This is a genomic window from Ewingella sp. C233 (assembly GCF_055407225.1).
In genome coordinates this window covers 1,909,462-1,924,445 of record NZ_JBUZRI010000001.1, presented here as the reverse complement: position 1 = coordinate 1,924,445, position 14,984 = coordinate 1,909,462, and the positions used below count along the sequence as shown (strand labels likewise).

General features: G+C 46.9%; 18 protein-coding genes and 1 riboswitch. Of the genes, 9 read left to right on the top strand and 9 right to left on the bottom strand.

The genetic code is table 11. The annotated features are described in order from the left end of the window. Positions 1 to 58: 58 nt before the first annotated feature. The gene (locus tag ACZRKO_RS08715) at positions 59 to 1,702 is read right to left on the bottom strand and encodes an ABC transporter substrate-binding protein (protein WP_463736803.1); all 1,644 of its coding nucleotides are present in this window, start codon (positions 1,700 to 1,702) and stop codon (positions 59 to 61) included. 142 nt (positions 1,703 to 1,844) lie between these two features. Then, positions 1,845 to 2,036, bottom strand: a complete 192-nt coding sequence (locus ACZRKO_RS08710; RefSeq protein WP_463736802.1) for a YdfD/YebW family protein — start codon at positions 2,034 to 2,036, stop codon at positions 1,845 to 1,847. 203 nt (positions 2,037 to 2,239) lie between these two features. Between ACZRKO_RS08710 and ACZRKO_RS08705 the strand changes: the two genes are divergently transcribed. Continuing rightward, positions 2,240 to 2,485 (top strand): DUF2766 family protein, encoded by a 246-nt coding sequence (locus ACZRKO_RS08705; RefSeq protein WP_463736801.1) that lies wholly within the window; start codon positions 2,240 to 2,242, stop codon positions 2,483 to 2,485. 72 nt (positions 2,486 to 2,557) lie between these two features. On the opposite strand, the gene ACZRKO_RS08700 is transcribed toward ACZRKO_RS08705, so the two are convergent. After that, positions 2,558 to 2,794 carry a YobH family protein gene (locus ACZRKO_RS08700; protein WP_463736800.1) on the bottom strand — a complete coding sequence of 79 codons (237 nt, stop codon included), beginning with the start codon at positions 2,792 to 2,794 and terminating at the stop codon, positions 2,558 to 2,560. A gap of 185 nt (positions 2,795 to 2,979) precedes the next feature. Continuing rightward, positions 2,980 to 5,673 carry an autotransporter outer membrane beta-barrel domain-containing protein gene (locus tag ACZRKO_RS08695; RefSeq protein WP_463736799.1) on the bottom strand — a complete coding sequence of 898 codons (2,694 nt, stop codon included), beginning with the start codon at positions 5,671 to 5,673 and terminating at the stop codon, positions 2,980 to 2,982. Positions 5,674 to 6,615: 942 nt separating this feature from the next. Here ACZRKO_RS08695 and mgrB point away from each other — a divergent pair. The 4 genes from mgrB (at position 6,616) to ACZRKO_RS08675 (ending at position 7,913) form a co-directional block, all read left to right on the top strand. Continuing rightward, positions 6,616 to 6,738, top strand: a complete 123-nt coding sequence (mgrB, locus tag ACZRKO_RS08690) for a PhoP/PhoQ regulatory lipoprotein MgrB (protein ID WP_463736798.1) — start codon at positions 6,616 to 6,618, stop codon at positions 6,736 to 6,738. 107 nt (positions 6,739 to 6,845) lie between these two features. Beyond that, positions 6,846 to 7,118, top strand: coding sequence for a YebO family protein (locus ACZRKO_RS08685; protein ID WP_463736797.1), 273 nt, complete (start codon positions 6,846 to 6,848; stop codon positions 7,116 to 7,118). A gap of 123 nt (positions 7,119 to 7,241) precedes the next feature. Further along, a complete protein-coding gene (locus tag ACZRKO_RS08680; RefSeq protein ID WP_463736796.1) occupies positions 7,242 to 7,544 on the top strand; it encodes a phage protein NinX family protein in 303 nt (100 codons plus the stop codon). A gap of 132 nt (positions 7,545 to 7,676) precedes the next feature. Further along, positions 7,677 to 7,913 carry a DUF4060 family protein gene (locus ACZRKO_RS08675; RefSeq protein WP_188472122.1) on the top strand — a complete coding sequence of 79 codons (237 nt, stop codon included), beginning with the start codon at positions 7,677 to 7,679 and terminating at the stop codon, positions 7,911 to 7,913. A gap of 111 nt (positions 7,914 to 8,024) precedes the next feature. Here the strand turns inward: ACZRKO_RS08675 and ACZRKO_RS08670 are convergent, their stop codons facing one another. After that, positions 8,025 to 8,315 (bottom strand): hypothetical protein, encoded by a 291-nt coding sequence (locus ACZRKO_RS08670; RefSeq protein ID WP_463736795.1) that lies wholly within the window; start codon positions 8,313 to 8,315, stop codon positions 8,025 to 8,027. A 221-nt stretch (positions 8,316 to 8,536) separates the two neighbouring features. Between ACZRKO_RS08670 and ACZRKO_RS08665 the strand changes: the two genes are divergently transcribed. The 3 genes from ACZRKO_RS08665 to cspE all read left to right on the top strand — a co-directional run bounded on the left by ACZRKO_RS08665 (position 8,537) and on the right by cspE (position 10,814). After that, a complete protein-coding gene (locus ACZRKO_RS08665; RefSeq protein WP_463736794.1) occupies positions 8,537 to 9,526 on the top strand; it encodes an MBL fold metallo-hydrolase in 990 nt (329 codons plus the stop codon). Between the two features lie 920 nt (positions 9,527 to 10,446). Beyond that, positions 10,447 to 10,563: a DUF2627 domain-containing protein gene (locus ACZRKO_RS08660; RefSeq protein ID WP_140472023.1), complete on the top strand. Its 117-nt coding sequence runs from the start codon at positions 10,447 to 10,449 to the stop codon at positions 10,561 to 10,563. Positions 10,564 to 10,604: 41 nt separating this feature from the next. Next, on the top strand, positions 10,605 to 10,814 hold the full coding sequence (cspE, locus tag ACZRKO_RS08655; protein ID WP_140472021.1) for a transcription antiterminator/RNA stability regulator CspE: 210 nt from the start codon (positions 10,605 to 10,607) through the stop codon (positions 10,812 to 10,814). Between the two features lie 50 nt (positions 10,815 to 10,864). Here cspE and pgeF read toward each other — a convergent pair whose 3' ends face one another. Then, entirely contained in the window at positions 10,865 to 11,581 is a 717-nt protein-coding gene (gene pgeF / locus ACZRKO_RS08650) for a peptidoglycan editing factor PgeF (protein WP_463736793.1), read from the bottom strand. A 145-nt stretch (positions 11,582 to 11,726) separates the two neighbouring features. On the opposite strand from pgeF, the gene rlmA reads away from it, so the two are divergent. Next, positions 11,727 to 12,581: a 23S rRNA (guanine(745)-N(1))-methyltransferase gene (gene rlmA / locus ACZRKO_RS08645; protein ID WP_463737512.1), complete on the top strand. Its 855-nt coding sequence runs from the start codon at positions 11,727 to 11,729 to the stop codon at positions 12,579 to 12,581. Here rlmA and mntP read toward each other — a convergent pair. The 3 genes from mntP to ACZRKO_RS08630 form a co-directional block, all read right to left on the bottom strand. Further along, entirely contained in the window at positions 12,564 to 13,136 is a 573-nt protein-coding gene (gene mntP, locus ACZRKO_RS08640) for a manganese efflux pump MntP (RefSeq protein WP_463736792.1), read from the bottom strand. The genes rlmA and mntP overlap by 18 nt on opposite strands. A 2-nt stretch (positions 13,137 to 13,138) precedes the next feature. After that, positions 13,139 to 13,341: riboswitch (yybP-ykoY riboswitch) on the bottom strand. A 215-nt stretch (positions 13,342 to 13,556) separates the two neighbouring features. Further along, positions 13,557 to 14,015 carry a DUF986 family protein gene (locus tag ACZRKO_RS08635; protein ID WP_463736791.1) on the bottom strand — a complete coding sequence of 153 codons (459 nt, stop codon included), beginning with the start codon at positions 14,013 to 14,015 and terminating at the stop codon, positions 13,557 to 13,559. 109 nt (positions 14,016 to 14,124) lie between these two features. Then, positions 14,125 to 14,982, bottom strand: coding sequence for a PTS mannose transporter subunit IID (locus ACZRKO_RS08630; RefSeq protein ID WP_463736790.1), 858 nt, complete (start codon positions 14,980 to 14,982; stop codon positions 14,125 to 14,127). Positions 14,983 to 14,984: the final 2 nt, after the last annotated feature.

Here is a 14,984-nt window from a genome sequence, read left to right as displayed (position 1 = left end):
TAATGCAGTATCCGGACGAAGGCTAAATTGTCCGGATACTGTGGACACTGAAAATGACTTAGTGTTTGATCACATAGAGATCTTTGGCATAAATGTAGCCCAGCGGGCTTTGGTTGTCATAGCCGCCGATGTAAGGTTTCACTAATTTGGCGCTGACATACTGATACAACGGGATCACCGGAATCTGAGTGCTCAGAATATCTTCAGCTTGCTGATAATACTGGCCTACCTGCGCTTTATCGTTCGCATCTAAGGCGTTATCCAGTGCTTTGTCATAGGCTGCATCGCTGAATTTTGATGAGTTCTCGCTGTCACCCGTGCGCAGGGTGTTGAGGAAGGTAGACGGTTCGTTATAATCGGCAATCCACGCATAACGGATGGCATCATAATTTCCCTGACGCTTAGTATCCAGCATGGTTTTCCACTCCTGATTCTGCAGTGTGGCGTCAACGCCCAGATTTTTCTTCCACATGGATGTCGCTGCGATGGCGATGCGCTGATGTGATTCTGAAGTGTTATAAAGCAGATTAAATTTCAGAGGCTTATCTGGGCCATAACCGGCCTCACTAAGCAGCTTTTTCGCTTCAGTGACGCGCTGTTCCTGAGTCATTTGCTGATATTTGTTTTTCTTAAAATCAAAACCGCCCGTGTTATCCGGAACGATATTCCATGCCGGTTTTTGGCCCTGACCCAATACTTTGCCAGCAATAATGTCTTTATCTATGGCGAGGTTGAGGGCTAAACGTACCCGGGCATCGTTAAACGGCGGTTTGGACGTATTCAGGGAGTAGTAATAAACACCGAGTTTTGGGCCGACGTGAACCTGATCGCCAAGCTGTTTTTTCAGCGAAGCGAATTGTATTTCAGGAACTGTCGACGTTATATCAATTTCACCGGCTTTATAGCGGTTCACATCCGCAGTGCCCGAAACAATCGGCAGGTAGGTTATTTTGTTGATGACTGTATGTTCGTTGTCCCAGTAATTAGGGTTGCGCACGGCGGTGACGCGTTCGTTGACCGTCCAGGTATCCAGTTTAAAAGGACCACTGCTGACTAAATTACCCGGCTGCGTCCACTTATCGCCGTATTTGGTAATGGCGGCTTCATTGAGCGGGAAGAGTGTCGGGTGAGCCAGCATTCCAAGGAAGTATGAAATAGGTTGATCGAGTGTGACTTCAACCGTGTGTTCATCCAGCGCTTTCACACCCAACGTATCCGGTTTCTTCTTACCGTTTACGATATCAACGGCATTAACCATGTGCATACTTCCGGGGTAGGTTGCGTACGGTGAACCGATAGTAGGGTCGACTAAGCGACGCCAGCTGAAGACCACATCCTGAGCGGTAATGGGTGAACCATCGGACCATTTAATATCCGGGCGTAAATGGAAGGTCCATACCTTATTGTCTTTATTGTCCCAACTGGCGGCCAAAGAAGGATGTGGATTACCTTTGTCATCAATACTGATAAGTCCGGTAAACAGATCGCCTATGATATTAAACTCGACATCGCTGGAGACTTTGTGGGCATCAAGGGAAGCGGGTTCGCTGCCGTTGTTACGTACTATTTCCTGCTTAGCAGCCAGTTCAATACCCGCCGGTACCTGCGCAGCAAACGCCGGAAGAGATGTAAGGAAAGTACCGGAAAGAAAGAGAGCCAGAGGAATTTTTTTGAAAACCGCTTTACGTCTTTTTATCGTCATTGCCATTTCCTGCCCTGTCAATATAGTTAAATATCAATGAGTAACAGGATAGTGATACCTTTGCTTGTCACCTTTGGCAATACTTTAGTTACATTTATGTTAAGCAAGAGCCAAGAACAGAATAAAATAGGGGATCTGGTTCTCAGAAGTCGGCATTTTCCTGAGCCGGTGACCAGTAGCCATCAATGAAATCTTCTATCGGGTAGCATTTCGCATGCCGCAAACCTTCCTGGCGCATAGCCACCATACATTGCTGTTTGGTATCAAAAGCATCGATGGCTAAATCATCACAACCACCACCGAGATAACAAATGGTTAATACAAGCGCGAACATAATATCCCCTTATCGCTCCGCTCTGTTAAGCATAGAAGATTTGCGCTTATAACCACAGCCGGACCGGTCTGTTTGACCGATCTTTGAGCATACTGACGTGGTGGGGCTCGAGATAACCCACGGGGCGGGGGTAAAAATAGCGCACGACATGTTATTCTGGCTGCCGTAATTTTTATGATGAGTGGAATAAATAAGGAGCCCGCATGTCTGAGCTGTTAACGAAAGAGCAGGAATTTGAATCCGATCTGGTGGCATGCCAGCTAGTGATTAAGCAAATTCTGGACGTGATCGATGTGATTGCGCCGACGGAAGTGCGTGACAAAATGTCGCATCAGTTGAAGAGTATTGATTTCTCACGTCACCCGGCCGGTACGGATCCGGTGACCAAACGTGCGATCCAAAAAGCAATCTCTCTTATCGATCTCAAATTCACGAAGCATGACAGCTGATTGGTAAATGTTTAATGCAGAAGAGGATGCCTGCACATGCAGGCATCCTGAGTACTCAGTTTTAGAAAAAACTTATTTATTATCAACCACTTTGTCAATTTGTTTGAAAATCGGACATTTAGCCACGCCAACGATCCCACTATCGCTGTGAATATATTGAGAATCAACGATGCCCCGTGCGGTCAAATATTGACACTTCAGACCCAAACCTGCGGCATTTTCACTGCTGCCAACCGTCACGCCATAACCCGAAAACAGAAAAACGGCGTAAATAATCGCCAGTACAATGATGGCTTTGATTACACTCATCAGCAGTATTCCTCTTATTGTATTTCCTGAGGGCCTCAGGATGTTGAGAAGTATAGATGTAATGAATATTTCATCGCTATCCCTCACTGAAAAATACAGGTAATTCTTAGCGGCAGCTGAATGCATAAAAAATGGCCCTCTACAGGGCCATTCAGGTAAACGTGGGGTGATAAGTCGCTTAACTATCAGAAGCGGTATTTAGCACCCAAATTCGCAGTCCATGGCTGGTCAACATCGCTGCCGCCCAGATAGTCGGCACCGGCATAAACGGTGAAGTTTTTGCTCATGTCGAACTGACCACCAAGACCTACGCGAACGGCAGAACCATTAACACCATTGTCGATGCGGTCGCCGTTAATATTGGCATCGTTGTTGGCATCTTCGTAGACGTAAGCCAATGTTGCGTATGGGGAAAGCGCCTGATTCGCACCCAAATCGAAGGTGTAACCGATGTTGCCGCCCACTTCATAACGCATGCTGTCATACGCTTGATCGCTCACGCTCATTTTATTGCTCATGGTGTAAGAATCATCACCAATGAACACGCCGCTGACGCTTGCATATGGAGTCAGGTAAGCTTGAGGCGCGAATGCCCAGTTGTAACCTGCTTTCAGACCGAAGCCCCACGCGTCGTTGGTACTGTCGCCGGAAGATTGCTGGCCATTACTCATGGAGCTATCCATAGAGTTGTTGAAATGGCTGTAGCTTAAAGAGGTATCAACAAAGGCACCGTTTTTGAAGTTCACGCTGGAATAGACACGTGCTGACTGGCTATCTGTGTCTGCAGAGGCATTATCCATATCCAGGTTTGATTTCGCGAAGCTTGCAGCCATACCCACCAGCCACTCACGACCGCCCCCGCCTTCAGTGACGCTATCGACACCGACCATGATGCCGTTAACGTCCTGATCGTAATCAACAACATTATTGTTTGTATCGGCGTGACCACCGAAGTAATTAACCCACACACCACCTTTATCACCGCCCTGAGTATGACGGGTGCTGTCGAGGCGGTTAGACAAGGTGTCCTGCTCCATGTGCCAGGTTGTAGCATTGGAAGAAGGCAGGCTCAGGGCTGCATTAGCAGAAGAGGTAATACCTTGTTTAGACAGGATAACCACATCACCCTGCTGCTCAGCCTGGTATTTATAAGCCCCCAGATCAGCAGTATTCGCGTTTGTGAAGGTTGCATTACCTCCGTAGGTACGGATCAGCTCTTTGTTTTCGTAATCAGCAATGCGGCCCTGACCGGTGGCATTATCGATACGGACCTGATAGTTACCATTTGTCACGCCATTAACAGCCAGGTGGCCATCAGAGTTCATACCAATGGTGCCCTGATCGTAAACATAGTCTGCGGCAGTTTTATCGCGGGCGTTATTCATATCAGAGTTCAGCACATATTCGCGGCTGCCGATGTTTAAACTACCGTTATCTGTCAGCACCATGTTGTGCGTATCCACCTGACCCAAACCTACATTCAGTTCAGAGCTGTCACCCACTGTAATAGTATTGGCATACAGATAAGCGGTTTCTTCGGTCAATGTCGCTTTACTGCCTGAGTTCAGGTTCAGCGCATCAGTAAGTACGCCACCATGTGCGGCAATTTTCAGGCTTGATTCGTTCGCCAGGGAGATGCTGTCTGCAATCAGACCCGAATCCACTACATTGACTTGTGACTGATTATTAAGAGTCAGCACATCGATGTTCGAGCTCTTGGTGGTATCCCACTCAGAGCCGTTGTTCAGTGCGACATTAAACAGGCCGCTTTGATAAACGCTGGCACCGGTAAGATAACCGTTGGTGGTACTAAAGACGGAGGTCGGCCAGATGCTGTTAGTGCTGCGATCATAGAGCTGTGCATCTGATTCAACATTTGAGATGGCCGCACCGACCCATTTACTGCCATTATTCAGCGTCAGGTTCAGCTCATCCGTGTCATCCCAGCCATTGGTGTCAATAACGCCATCGCCGTTGCTGTCACGACCGCCAACATAGTAATTATGATCGAATGAGCTTACGAAAACTACATCGCCAGTAATGGTCGAGTTGTTAAAGGTTGCGTTAGTTCTCATTGCGTTATCAGCCGCTGCATTAGCAACTACAGACAATGCAACATCGTCAGCCGCAGTACCATTAGCGCTGATATTACCGTAATCGCTTGGTTTGTCAGATTGGCCGTAGAAACCGCTGGTTTGGAGTTCAGTGTATGAACCTGAAGTCAGAACTGAATCATTAACGGTCAGGTTGTTGTCGAAAGTATTACTATTATTAACGTCAGTGTCAGCCCACTCATAACCCTGTGAAAGCGCAATGCCCGCCACATGAGAGTTATTCTGGATGAGAATGTTGCTTTCCTGATCGAGGGTTACAGCTACACCTAAATCATAGGTATTAACGGTGTCATGATCGCGAACTTTATTAGCATCCGTGACGTCATAATCGAAGTGTTCGTAGGTATCATTGATAGTGGAGTTATCAATGGTCAATTGCAGAGGGGACTGGTCGTAATTATTACGGGCAGCCCCACAGTCAGTAGTCATGCATTGAGATGAAATCATGCCGTTGACCGTGGTGTTACTGATGTTCAATGTGTTGCTGGTATTGCTATCAAAACCGAGGTAATAGGTAGAGATTACACCGTTGACTACGGCATTATTGATATTCGAGTAAATGTCACCGCCGGTATAACCGCTATTGGTAGCATCGTTATCCACGTAACCGCGATAGCCTACGTGACCAGCCAGTGTACTGTCATGGTAATAGGTATCGTAAACGGTACCTGAAATATCACTAGCCATAGCTGCAGGTGCTGAAACAGCCACCGCGCAGGCTAACGCTAACTTAGACAAGAAAAAGTTTTTATTACGTGCGAGCATTTATTAATCCCTCAACCGAATATATCCGTGCGCATAAATTAGTGAGTAACTAATTTATGTGCTTTCCATTATTCATTTATGTGAATGAAGACCATCTGATCGACGGCGGAATCATATTTTATGAATGTTCTTTATTCAACTATAAATTTTAAAAAAAACTTATAGTTGAGTGAATTTTAAATAGTTGAAATTGTCATGGTCGATAATTAATAGCGTTATGGCTGGTTGTTTGTTTCTTAATAGTGGTCTGGGAAATCACTCCCTTTCTGGAAAATCACAAATTAATGCCTGATTATACAAAACTTGTTTTTTTAATAATCTCACACTGTTTGGTTTTTTTATCATGAAAATTGCGGGTTTAAGCAGTGAGGCGTTAGATGCGTAATAAATACATTGGAAAGTATGGTTGTTGTGAGTTTTTGTAATTTCCGAATGTTGAAAATAAATGAAAAATAAACTGAGCGGTTATATTGATGTTATTGGGGAAGTTTTTTTCTATTTTTTGTTTTTTTTGGAAAGTGTTTTATCTGTGTGAGGTGCTGAATGGATTATGGAATTAAATGGTTGAAAAATTAAATATATAATTTAAATGATTATATTATTACTAACGTATTTGTTTGGTGGATGGTTCGAGTGGTTATAATAATAACGCAGGGGAACTATTGCTGGGGATTTAATGTGAAGAGTTAGTGTAGATAAATGCTTCAACGTAAAATGATCTGCCGTCAGGACGCCTGTTAGTGGTTGTTGTTAAGGAATGCGTGCTGGACGTGTATATGAGGAATGCTTTGTTATAATTTTGTTTAAGGTAGATGGCGTAGGATAAACGCATTATTCTTAACGTGTTGGATGCAGACATTGAGCCTCAATAAACGCGTGTTAAACCGTAAGCGAGATGCTATCAAACTGAAAAGGCCCGTCTTTAACTTCAGGAAAATTGCGATGTTCGTGATTTTTCTGCTTGTTTGTGTCGCGTTATATCTTCTTGCGTTAAACAGCTACTGTGATCAGGGGGGGAATTTTGACCTTGGCGTCTGTTCCGTGACCTCTTTTATTCCCTGGTGATAGGCAGGATTGCGTCAGCGTGGACGCTGTATTTTTGCGGATGGCTTCCCTGACGGTGACGTAATGGTAAGATAGTCGTTCGGAAAAATTAAGCAGTAGGGTAGTCAATGTTTGATCTCGCAATGGGCCAATCCAGCCTGGCCTCATTGGTGCTGTGTGTACTTTTTGTTTTGCTGTTCTTGCTGCTGTGGTTTGTTGTCAATCGGGCCAGTGTCCGCGCTAATCAGCAGATTCAGCTTTTGCAGGAAATCGCTGATCATCAGCGCCAACAAACTGAATTGCTGAAAATTTTAGCCGGACAGGTTGAAGGGCAAGCGCCCGCAGATGCCATGGATGATGATTCTGCACTCAGCCTGCGTGGATTTATCCCCGAAAGATAATTTTTTGCTTCAGATGTGAGCCCGCTTTATGCGGGCTTTTCTTTATCTGTGCTTATGCATTCATAAAAATGTCTTAATTCTGTCGTAGGCTCATGGCAACAGCGGCATAGGATGGAATGACAGATGATTAGATGGTCTGAAGAGAATGACAGCGAAGTGAACCACAGCATTGCCCTGTTGACCGGCGAAGAACCTCATAAGTGGTATCCGTACGGTGGCGTAAAAGGCAAAGATTATTGCAACAACCCCTCTGACGCCTGGCCAATTATTTGCGCCAATAATATCAGCCTTAACGCGACTGAACTGCCTGATAAAACATCATGGTCTGCACAAATCATCAGTGAGCAGGGGCTCTGGCAAGCTGCCAGCCACAGACCACTGCGTGCGGCTATGGTCTGCTTCCTGTTAAGTAAAACTTGCGCATAAAGAAAACCGCAGAGATACTCAATCTGTAACAAAGTTACAAAGAAGTGATTCGAATAAGCGTCGCATAAAGCGATGCGTATCAAGTGATTAATGTTTCCTCATTTTGACTGTTTGTCTAAGGCGGAGTCCATTATGAAGCGCATCATTAAAGGTGATAAAACTCTCTCCCATCTGGTGGTTGCCCATGCAGCCATTGACAGTCACGAAAAAGCCTACGGCACACGTCGCCAGGGCTGGCCCTCGACCTACCTGATCAAATACCAAAACTCTCGGGTTGCTGTAGAAGTCGTTACGCGACGGCAATCCTATGTGGCAACATTGATGATCGGAGCCAGAAATCTCACCAAACTTTGTGCTGAAGCTGCCTGAGGCCCCCTTAGCGCCGGGGCAACGATAGAACTTTGTCCAAACTGATTCATATAATAAAAACCGCGCCGGAGAGATCGCTTCAGCGCGGTTTTTTTTGCGTCAACGTTCCTGTCAGGCATTGGCTCTGACCGTCGGGAAGCGCAGGTTGTTTTTGTGCCGGAAGGGATTTTGCATTGTTGAAACCAACAACATGACGATATCAAAGATAACGATTGTCGCCATGACGGCGCAAAGAACCAGCGCGCTGAGCATCACGCCAGCTAACATCATAAAAGTCTGCGGCATCCTTGTCCGGCGCAGGCGTGATTTGAGCCATAGTGCCCAGTACTGGCGCTGCACAGTAAAGGCGCTTTGAAAACGTCCTGTGCCACCCTGCGGGCGGTTTAAATTATGTTGAGTCATATTGCCTCCTTGAGTTACTGGCCACCATAACAACAAAGTCATCTTAAGATTTGCTTAAGGACGGGCATTTTGTCACTAGCAGCGACACAGACCACAGGCTCTTGCACGTTCTGCAACATAATATTTGCGAGATTCATGCTACTAAATAGTGGCGTCTTGTCATCAGGACAAGGCCTAAACACTGTAACCCTGATTTAATAAGGTGAAACCGCTGGAGTGTTATGACCGTCAAAAACCGCTATTACAATCCTTCCCTGGCGCACCACACGCCCGAAGGATTCACAAACCCTGAACCCCATCCTCATGAGTACGGTGACTTTAAACGGTGGCAGCGCGAGCGCAAAGCACAGCAGTTACCCAAACCGCCCCGGATGGGCTATCAGCAATTTATTGCTCAGTGGTGGCAAAAGGCGGATTTTAGCGGCACGGATGACCGGCTGTGGTTCTTAGGGCATGCCTGTCTGCTGCTCCGTATTGCCGGCAAAACTGTGCTAACTGATCCGGCACTTTCTGACCGCGCTTCGCCACTGAAATTTTATGGTCCGAAAAGGAAAACCCCAGTCGCTGCCTGCGTGGCTGACTTACCCCAGATTGATTACGTTGTTCTCTCACATAATCACTACGATCATCTGGATAAAACCACCATAAAACAACTTCTCGGACGCTTCCCTCAACTGATTTTCATTGTGCCGTTGGGTATGAAGCGCTGGATTGAACGTCAGGGTGCCCATCATGTGGAGGAACTCGACTGGTGGCAGCAGCATAAAATCGGTGGTCTGACTTTTCACGCGGTTCCAGCGCGGCACTGGAGTATGCGTACACCCTGGGACCGCAACCGTTCCCTGTGGTGTGGTTGGGTGGTAGTCAGCGACGCGCTGCGTTTTTATTTTTCCGGTGACAGCGGTTACAGCAACCAGTTTAAAGAGATTGGTAACCGGTTGGGGCCTTTTGATCTGGCTGCGATACCGATTGGCGCCTATGCACCAAGATGGTTCATGAATGCGCAACATATGGACCCGCAACAGGCCGTGACCGTCTTTTCAGAAGTGAAATGCAGAAAAGCTGTACCGATACATTGGGGAGTGTTTGAATTAGCCGACGAATCCTTGGATGAACCTTTGCAGGAATTAGCACAAGCTAAAGAGGGCCATGACCATGTTGCCCCCCATTTTGTTGCGCTGAAAATTGGGCAAAGTATTTTGCCAGATTGAAGCGGCAAGTGACCTGAGTCCGGAGCCGCTGGCTAAGCCTCCCGGAACTCTGTGGTTACCCGCAAAGACTGGTTTAAGCGCTATTTGTAGCCGGTTCTTTCCGGTCAATAAATAAAACCGTGATGTGTGTCACGGTTAATTATTTATTTTAGCCAAAAAATGAAATTCATCTTTTCCTCTGACACAAATAGAGCCTCACGACGATCAACACTAATTTAACGTTCAGGTCATCATTATTTCATCATATTGTTAAAAACCAGTCTGAGCACTTATTATAATGTTCTTTATTTGAGGTTTCTCTTTCAAATATCCCCGTATTTCTTGCAGTCGATTATTAAAAAAATTTGTCAGCCACCTTCACGACTAGGGTGCAACTTATTCACCCATCGGGAAACTGTTGCACCAAACGGGGGTATCACGCCCCTTTTGGTTAATGCATAACCAGTCAGTCATGGCTTTGTGAATAATTCACTCTTCTGGATGAAAAATGAGCGTTGGGTTGCCAGCCGTCTCGAGAAAATTATGACATACAAGGTTGGCTACACTGATACAGCAAGGATGTGCCGGGCAGATAAAGGGACATAAAACGGCAAGCCACTGGCATCGGGGCAAACAGTAGCCCCGTACTTTCAGGCATAACTTAAAAGATAAAAATTCAAATACAAGTCTGTTTTAAGCTTATAGTTCGGCATTAAATGATCAATAATCACTGCTGGTCGTTATTGTTTTGAGCGACGGGCTTGTTGAACTGTTAAGCAGAAAAAAGCATGTCTATCAACATATTTCAGCTTAGCTGGAGAGTAAGAGCCGTTAACCGACACAAATATGTGCGACATGTCCATCACTGATTAAAAATGGCTTGCCATCGAATTCAGAGTATGTGATAACGCATCTGGGTAAAACGAGGTACGGTTCTGTATATGTGTGGCATTTTCAGTAAAGAAGACCTGAGTAAAAACGTTATCGTTGAATACCGCTTCTCTGCCGATTTATATCTTAGTGCCTCAAGCAGTAACGACTCTAGTTTGTCTATGTAACGCCTCAGGGCGGTTAAAACAATCCAAAGGAAATACTCAAGATGGCAAAGATCAAAGGTCAAGTTAAGTGGTTCAACGAATCTAAAGGTTTTGGTTTCATTACTCCTGCTGACGGCAGCAAAGACGTGTTCGTACACTTTTCTGCAATCCAGGGTAACGGCTTCAAAACTCTGGCCGAAGGCCAGAACGTAGAGTTTGAAATCCAAGACGGCCAGAAAGGCCCTTCAGCCGTTAACGTAATGGCTATCTAAGCAGCTTCTGCTGTAATAAAACCCGCCATGTGCGGGTTTTTTTGTGTCTGTCAGTTTGGAATGATGATGATGCCCGACTGCTGATTTCTGCCGCTGATACCTGGATGTGCGGGATCTTTAGCCCTCTGATGGCTGTTGCGGCGAAAACTGGTGTATTTGTGACCTGCGTGGCCTGAAGCGTCAGTCACCGTACTGCAGATCGTACAGCTGCCTGCACGGTCAATTAAGGCAAAGCCCAACTGGTCGAGCTTAGCCTGCGCAATCGCGGCAAGATCTAAATGCCGGTGCGAAGGGCTCATCAATGCAGGCGGTAGGTCGAGTTCCGTTAGAAACTCATCAATTAACGCCTGGCTCACCTCATAGCAGCATGGATGGGCCGCAGGCCCGACGCAAGCAACCCAGTCAGCTGTTGAACCATCCTGACTGATGCGCTCAGCCATTTTCTCAATAATCCCGTCTTTCAGCCCGCGCCATCCGGCATGTACCACACCAACGCGCTTTCCATCCTTTCTGCTGAAGATCACCGGCAGGCAATCAGCGCTGAAAACTGTCAGCAGAATACCGGGCTGGTCGGTATAAAAACCGTCGGCTTCTCCGCTTTCCTGCGCGGGTTCGACCACGTCCACGATCCGCACGCCATGCACCTGTTTCTTGTTAGGACGCGTTGCTTCAAACGGCTGGAGTACAGCGGGAAGAAGGGCGCTTTTATCGCCAAAACCGTGATGTATCCCTGGGATCTGGCTGAGTAAGGCCGAAATATCAGTCATATGAAATCACTTCAATAGAGAAAGCCACAGGCCCTCAGTGTAGCTGGCTTTTTCACTGCGATGCCAGTGGTTGCAACTGACAGTGGGCTTCTTTAGACTTGGTGACATTATGTTATCCCGCGCCTACCACTCTTTTGGATCTTTCATGAGTTATCAATGCCCGCTTTGCCATCAACCACTTAGCCTTAGTGATAAACAGTGGCGGTGTCCGCAAAATCATCAGTTTGATCATGCGAAAGAAGGGTATGTCAATCTGATGCCTGTTCAGCATAAACGGTCGAAACAACCGGGCGACAGTCCTGAGATGATGGCATCGCGGCGCAACTTTTTAGATGGCGGTCATTATCAGCTTTTACGCAATCGCATCGCGCAACTGCTCGATGAGGTCCTACCCGCTGATGCAGAGAAATTGCTGGATATCGGCTGTGGCGAAGGGTATTACACCACTGACGTAGCGAGCCGGCTCATGCACAGCAGGGCGATGACGGTGTTTGGACTGGATGTGGCGAAAGTGGCTATCCGGAATGCGGCCAAGCGCTATCACAATGCGCAATTTTGCGTGGCATCCAGTCATCGGCTGCCGTTCGCCGACGGATCCCTCGATGCCGTACTACGGATTTATGCGCCCTGTAAGGCCGAAGAGTTGTACCGTGCGGTTAAGCCCGGTGGACTGGTATTAACAGTGGCCCCCGGTCCGCGGCATCTGTATCAGCTTAAGGCCTGTATTTATTCAGAGGTGCAGTTACACGCAGAAATGGATGAACAGCTGGCAGGGTTTGAGCGGATCCGCTCTGAGACGCTGGCGTACACGATGACACTCAGCGGTTCTGATGCTTTTGATTTGTTGCAGATGACGCCTTTTGCGTGGCGCTCCACCGAAGAGGTGAGGGCAGCATTGAAAAATGAAACTTTATTTTCCTGCGAAACAGATTTCGTCATCAGAGTGCATCAGCGCAAATCTGATGACGTGTCATCTGTAGAATCAGCCAATATAGCCTAAGTGTTCTAGCAGGATATTAAAGCCGATACCAATCAGCACCACCCCTCCGAGAACCTCAGCCCATTTACCCAATAATGGGCCAATAAACCGACCGAGCATAATACCGATGGTCGCCATGACCATGGTCGCCATGCCAATGGCTAACGCAGTATGAAGAATGTTCACCTGCAGGAAGGCCAGACCAACGCCGATCGCCATGGCATCCAGGCTGGTGCCTACCGCGGTCACTACCAGGATCCAGAAGCCGTGACTGCGCTGGCTGGTAGCCTCTTCTTCGGGTTTATTTTTCAGGCCTTCGACAATCATACGTGCGCCGAGGATAAACAGCAGGCTGAATGCAACCCAGTGATCCCATGCCATGATGTATTTGCTGGCGACCAGACCAATACCCCAGCCAATCAGCGGAGTAATGGCTTCGATAACACCAAAGATAAGACCTGTACGCAGGGCTTCACTAAAGCGTGGACGATGAAGGGAGGCACCTTTACCAATTGATGCAGCGAAAGCATCCATCGACATGCCAAAGGCCAAAATAAGCGTAGCGGATAAATTCACGAGAGTAACCTCGGCCGGGTATTTCCATATACACGTAGCCCACCCCCAACCTTACGACGGAGCTACGCGTCTATGGTCTCGCCAACCTCCTGGCTGCCCGTACCACGTTTTATTGTTAAAACGAGTATGTTGATACGGGCGTTTCCACACGCTTTGCGTAGAGCAAAATGATGCAAAAACCGGCTACTCCCCAAATGACGGCGCAACCTTAACATAATATTTAAATTAAGAGCAACAACAAATAAAATAAGGATTGGGTTTCTTTAGGATAATTATTTTCATTAAGTACACACATTAATCACATTGATTAAATAATAAACTCACAAAGAGTGGATGTAATGACGAATATATATTTGTGGCTAAAGGATATAAATTAAATATAAGGCTATCAAATATAGCCTATAGCATATTTATTATAACCTACTGATTTTCAATCATTAAGTTGTAGATGTTTTCGAGGTCATCCATGTTGTTCACGCGGATTAATAATTTTCTCTGTTCCAGATCAATCACTAAAATGCCATCTTCTGAAAGGTTCATCGCTTTTATCCGGTCATAAGTAATGAAGGCGTTGGCATAAAAGAAGCCGGTTTCTTTAAACAACAATTTTGGCCAGCGGATAAACGAAATATAGAAAGCGATCAGCGCTAGGGCAATTAATAAATAGTTAGTGACCACCGTTCCCTGAGTATTGATGTTGTTGTAGAGCAAAATCGCCAGCAGACCAATGAAGATAATGCAGTCCAGTTTGTTGCGACGGCGTAAATTCACCTTCAGGCGAGTGACCCCTTTATTCATTCCCATCAGGAATTCATCGTAGACGGCATACGCCAGCAGCAGCAGAGAGAAAAGGGCGAGGACGATATCAGTGACGGACATGGAACTTCTCCAGCGGACTTACCGGGTGTACAACCGGCGGGACAACATGATAGCCCAAGCAGCGGGCATAAAAAAACCGGGGGAGAGTATCCCCCGGTTTTATCTGCTATTAAAGACCTAGCAGGCCAATCCAGTAACCGAAGATACCAATGGCGAAGAAGCCAATGATGATCCACAGCGCATTCACTTTACGACGCAACAGCCACATACAACCGAAGGTCAGTAACAACGGAACCAGGCCCGGCATTAACTGATCGAGGATGGTTTGCACCGTCGTAATATTAGTTTTGCCTGTCTGGTCGGTTATCGTTGATACCACCAGTGGAATGTTGACGTGCGTCCACTTGTTAACCAAGGCTCCCATGACAAAGAGGCCAAGAATCGACGCCCCCTCAGTCAGTTTTTGCAGGAAGCCACCGCCCATATCGTTAACGATATTGACGCCTTTGGTATAGCCGTAAGACACGCCGTAGTAACGGGTCATCAGACGTACAAGGTTAAACAGGACGAAGAACAGCAACGGACCGAGCAGGCTGCCGCTCATCGCGATACCGGCACCCAGGGCTGCGAACACCGGACGAACAGTACCCCAGAAAATCGGATCACCGACACCGGCCAACGGACCCATCAGGCCGACTTTCAGGCCGTTGATGGCCGCATCGTCAATTGGCGCGCCATTGGCACGTTGTTCTTCCATCGCCAGCGTAACGCCGAGCACAGGGGCTGCAACATAAGGATGGGTGTTAAAGAACTCCAGGTGACGTTTAATGGCGGCTTTACGTGCGTCATTATTTTCCGGATAGAGGCGACGGATCGCCGGAACCATGCAATAACAGAAGCCCAGTGCCTGCATACGTTCGAAGTTCCATGAACCCTGGAACAAGTTCGAGCGCAGGAACACACCACGGATATCGCCTGGCGTCAGTTTCTTTTCTGGGGTTTGGCTAACTGCAGTTTGATCAACCATTT

Coding starts and splice junctions, on each gene's coding strand:
- ACZRKO_RS08715 (WP_463736803.1), bottom strand. CDS start 1,702: ATGACGATAAAAAGACGTAAAGCGGTTTTCAAAAAAATTCCTCTGGCT.
- ACZRKO_RS08710 (WP_463736802.1), bottom strand. CDS start 2,036: ATGTTCGCGCTTGTATTAACCATTTGTTATCTCGGTGGTGGTTGTGAT.
- ACZRKO_RS08705 (WP_463736801.1), top strand. CDS start 2,240: ATGTCTGAGCTGTTAACGAAAGAGCAGGAATTTGAATCCGATCTGGTG.
- ACZRKO_RS08700 (WP_463736800.1), bottom strand. CDS start 2,794: ATGAGTGTAATCAAAGCCATCATTGTACTGGCGATTATTTACGCCGTT.
- ACZRKO_RS08695 (WP_463736799.1), bottom strand. CDS start 5,673: ATGCTCGCACGTAATAAAAACTTTTTCTTGTCTAAGTTAGCGTTAGCC.
- mgrB (WP_463736798.1), top strand. CDS start 6,616: ATGTTCGTGATTTTTCTGCTTGTTTGTGTCGCGTTATATCTTCTTGCG.
- ACZRKO_RS08685 (WP_463736797.1), top strand. CDS start 6,846: ATGTTTGATCTCGCAATGGGCCAATCCAGCCTGGCCTCATTGGTGCTG.
- ACZRKO_RS08680 (WP_463736796.1), top strand. CDS start 7,242: ATGATTAGATGGTCTGAAGAGAATGACAGCGAAGTGAACCACAGCATT.
- ACZRKO_RS08675 (WP_188472122.1), top strand. CDS start 7,677: ATGAAGCGCATCATTAAAGGTGATAAAACTCTCTCCCATCTGGTGGTT.
- ACZRKO_RS08670 (WP_463736795.1), bottom strand. CDS start 8,315: ATGACTCAACATAATTTAAACCGCCCGCAGGGTGGCACAGGACGTTTT.
- ACZRKO_RS08665 (WP_463736794.1), top strand. CDS start 8,537: ATGACCGTCAAAAACCGCTATTACAATCCTTCCCTGGCGCACCACACG.
- ACZRKO_RS08660 (WP_140472023.1), top strand. CDS start 10,447: ATGTGTGGCATTTTCAGTAAAGAAGACCTGAGTAAAAACGTTATCGTT.
- cspE (WP_140472021.1), top strand. CDS start 10,605: ATGGCAAAGATCAAAGGTCAAGTTAAGTGGTTCAACGAATCTAAAGGT.
- pgeF (WP_463736793.1), bottom strand. CDS start 11,581: ATGACTGATATTTCGGCCTTACTCAGCCAGATCCCAGGGATACATCAC.
- rlmA (WP_463737512.1), top strand. CDS start 11,727: ATGAGTTATCAATGCCCGCTTTGCCATCAACCACTTAGCCTTAGTGAT.
- ACZRKO_RS08635 (WP_463736791.1), bottom strand. CDS start 14,015: ATGTCCGTCACTGATATCGTCCTCGCCCTTTTCTCTCTGCTGCTGCTG.
- ACZRKO_RS08630 (WP_463736790.1), bottom strand. CDS start 14,982: ATGGTTGATCAAACTGCAGTTAGCCAAACCCCAGAAAAGAAACTGACG.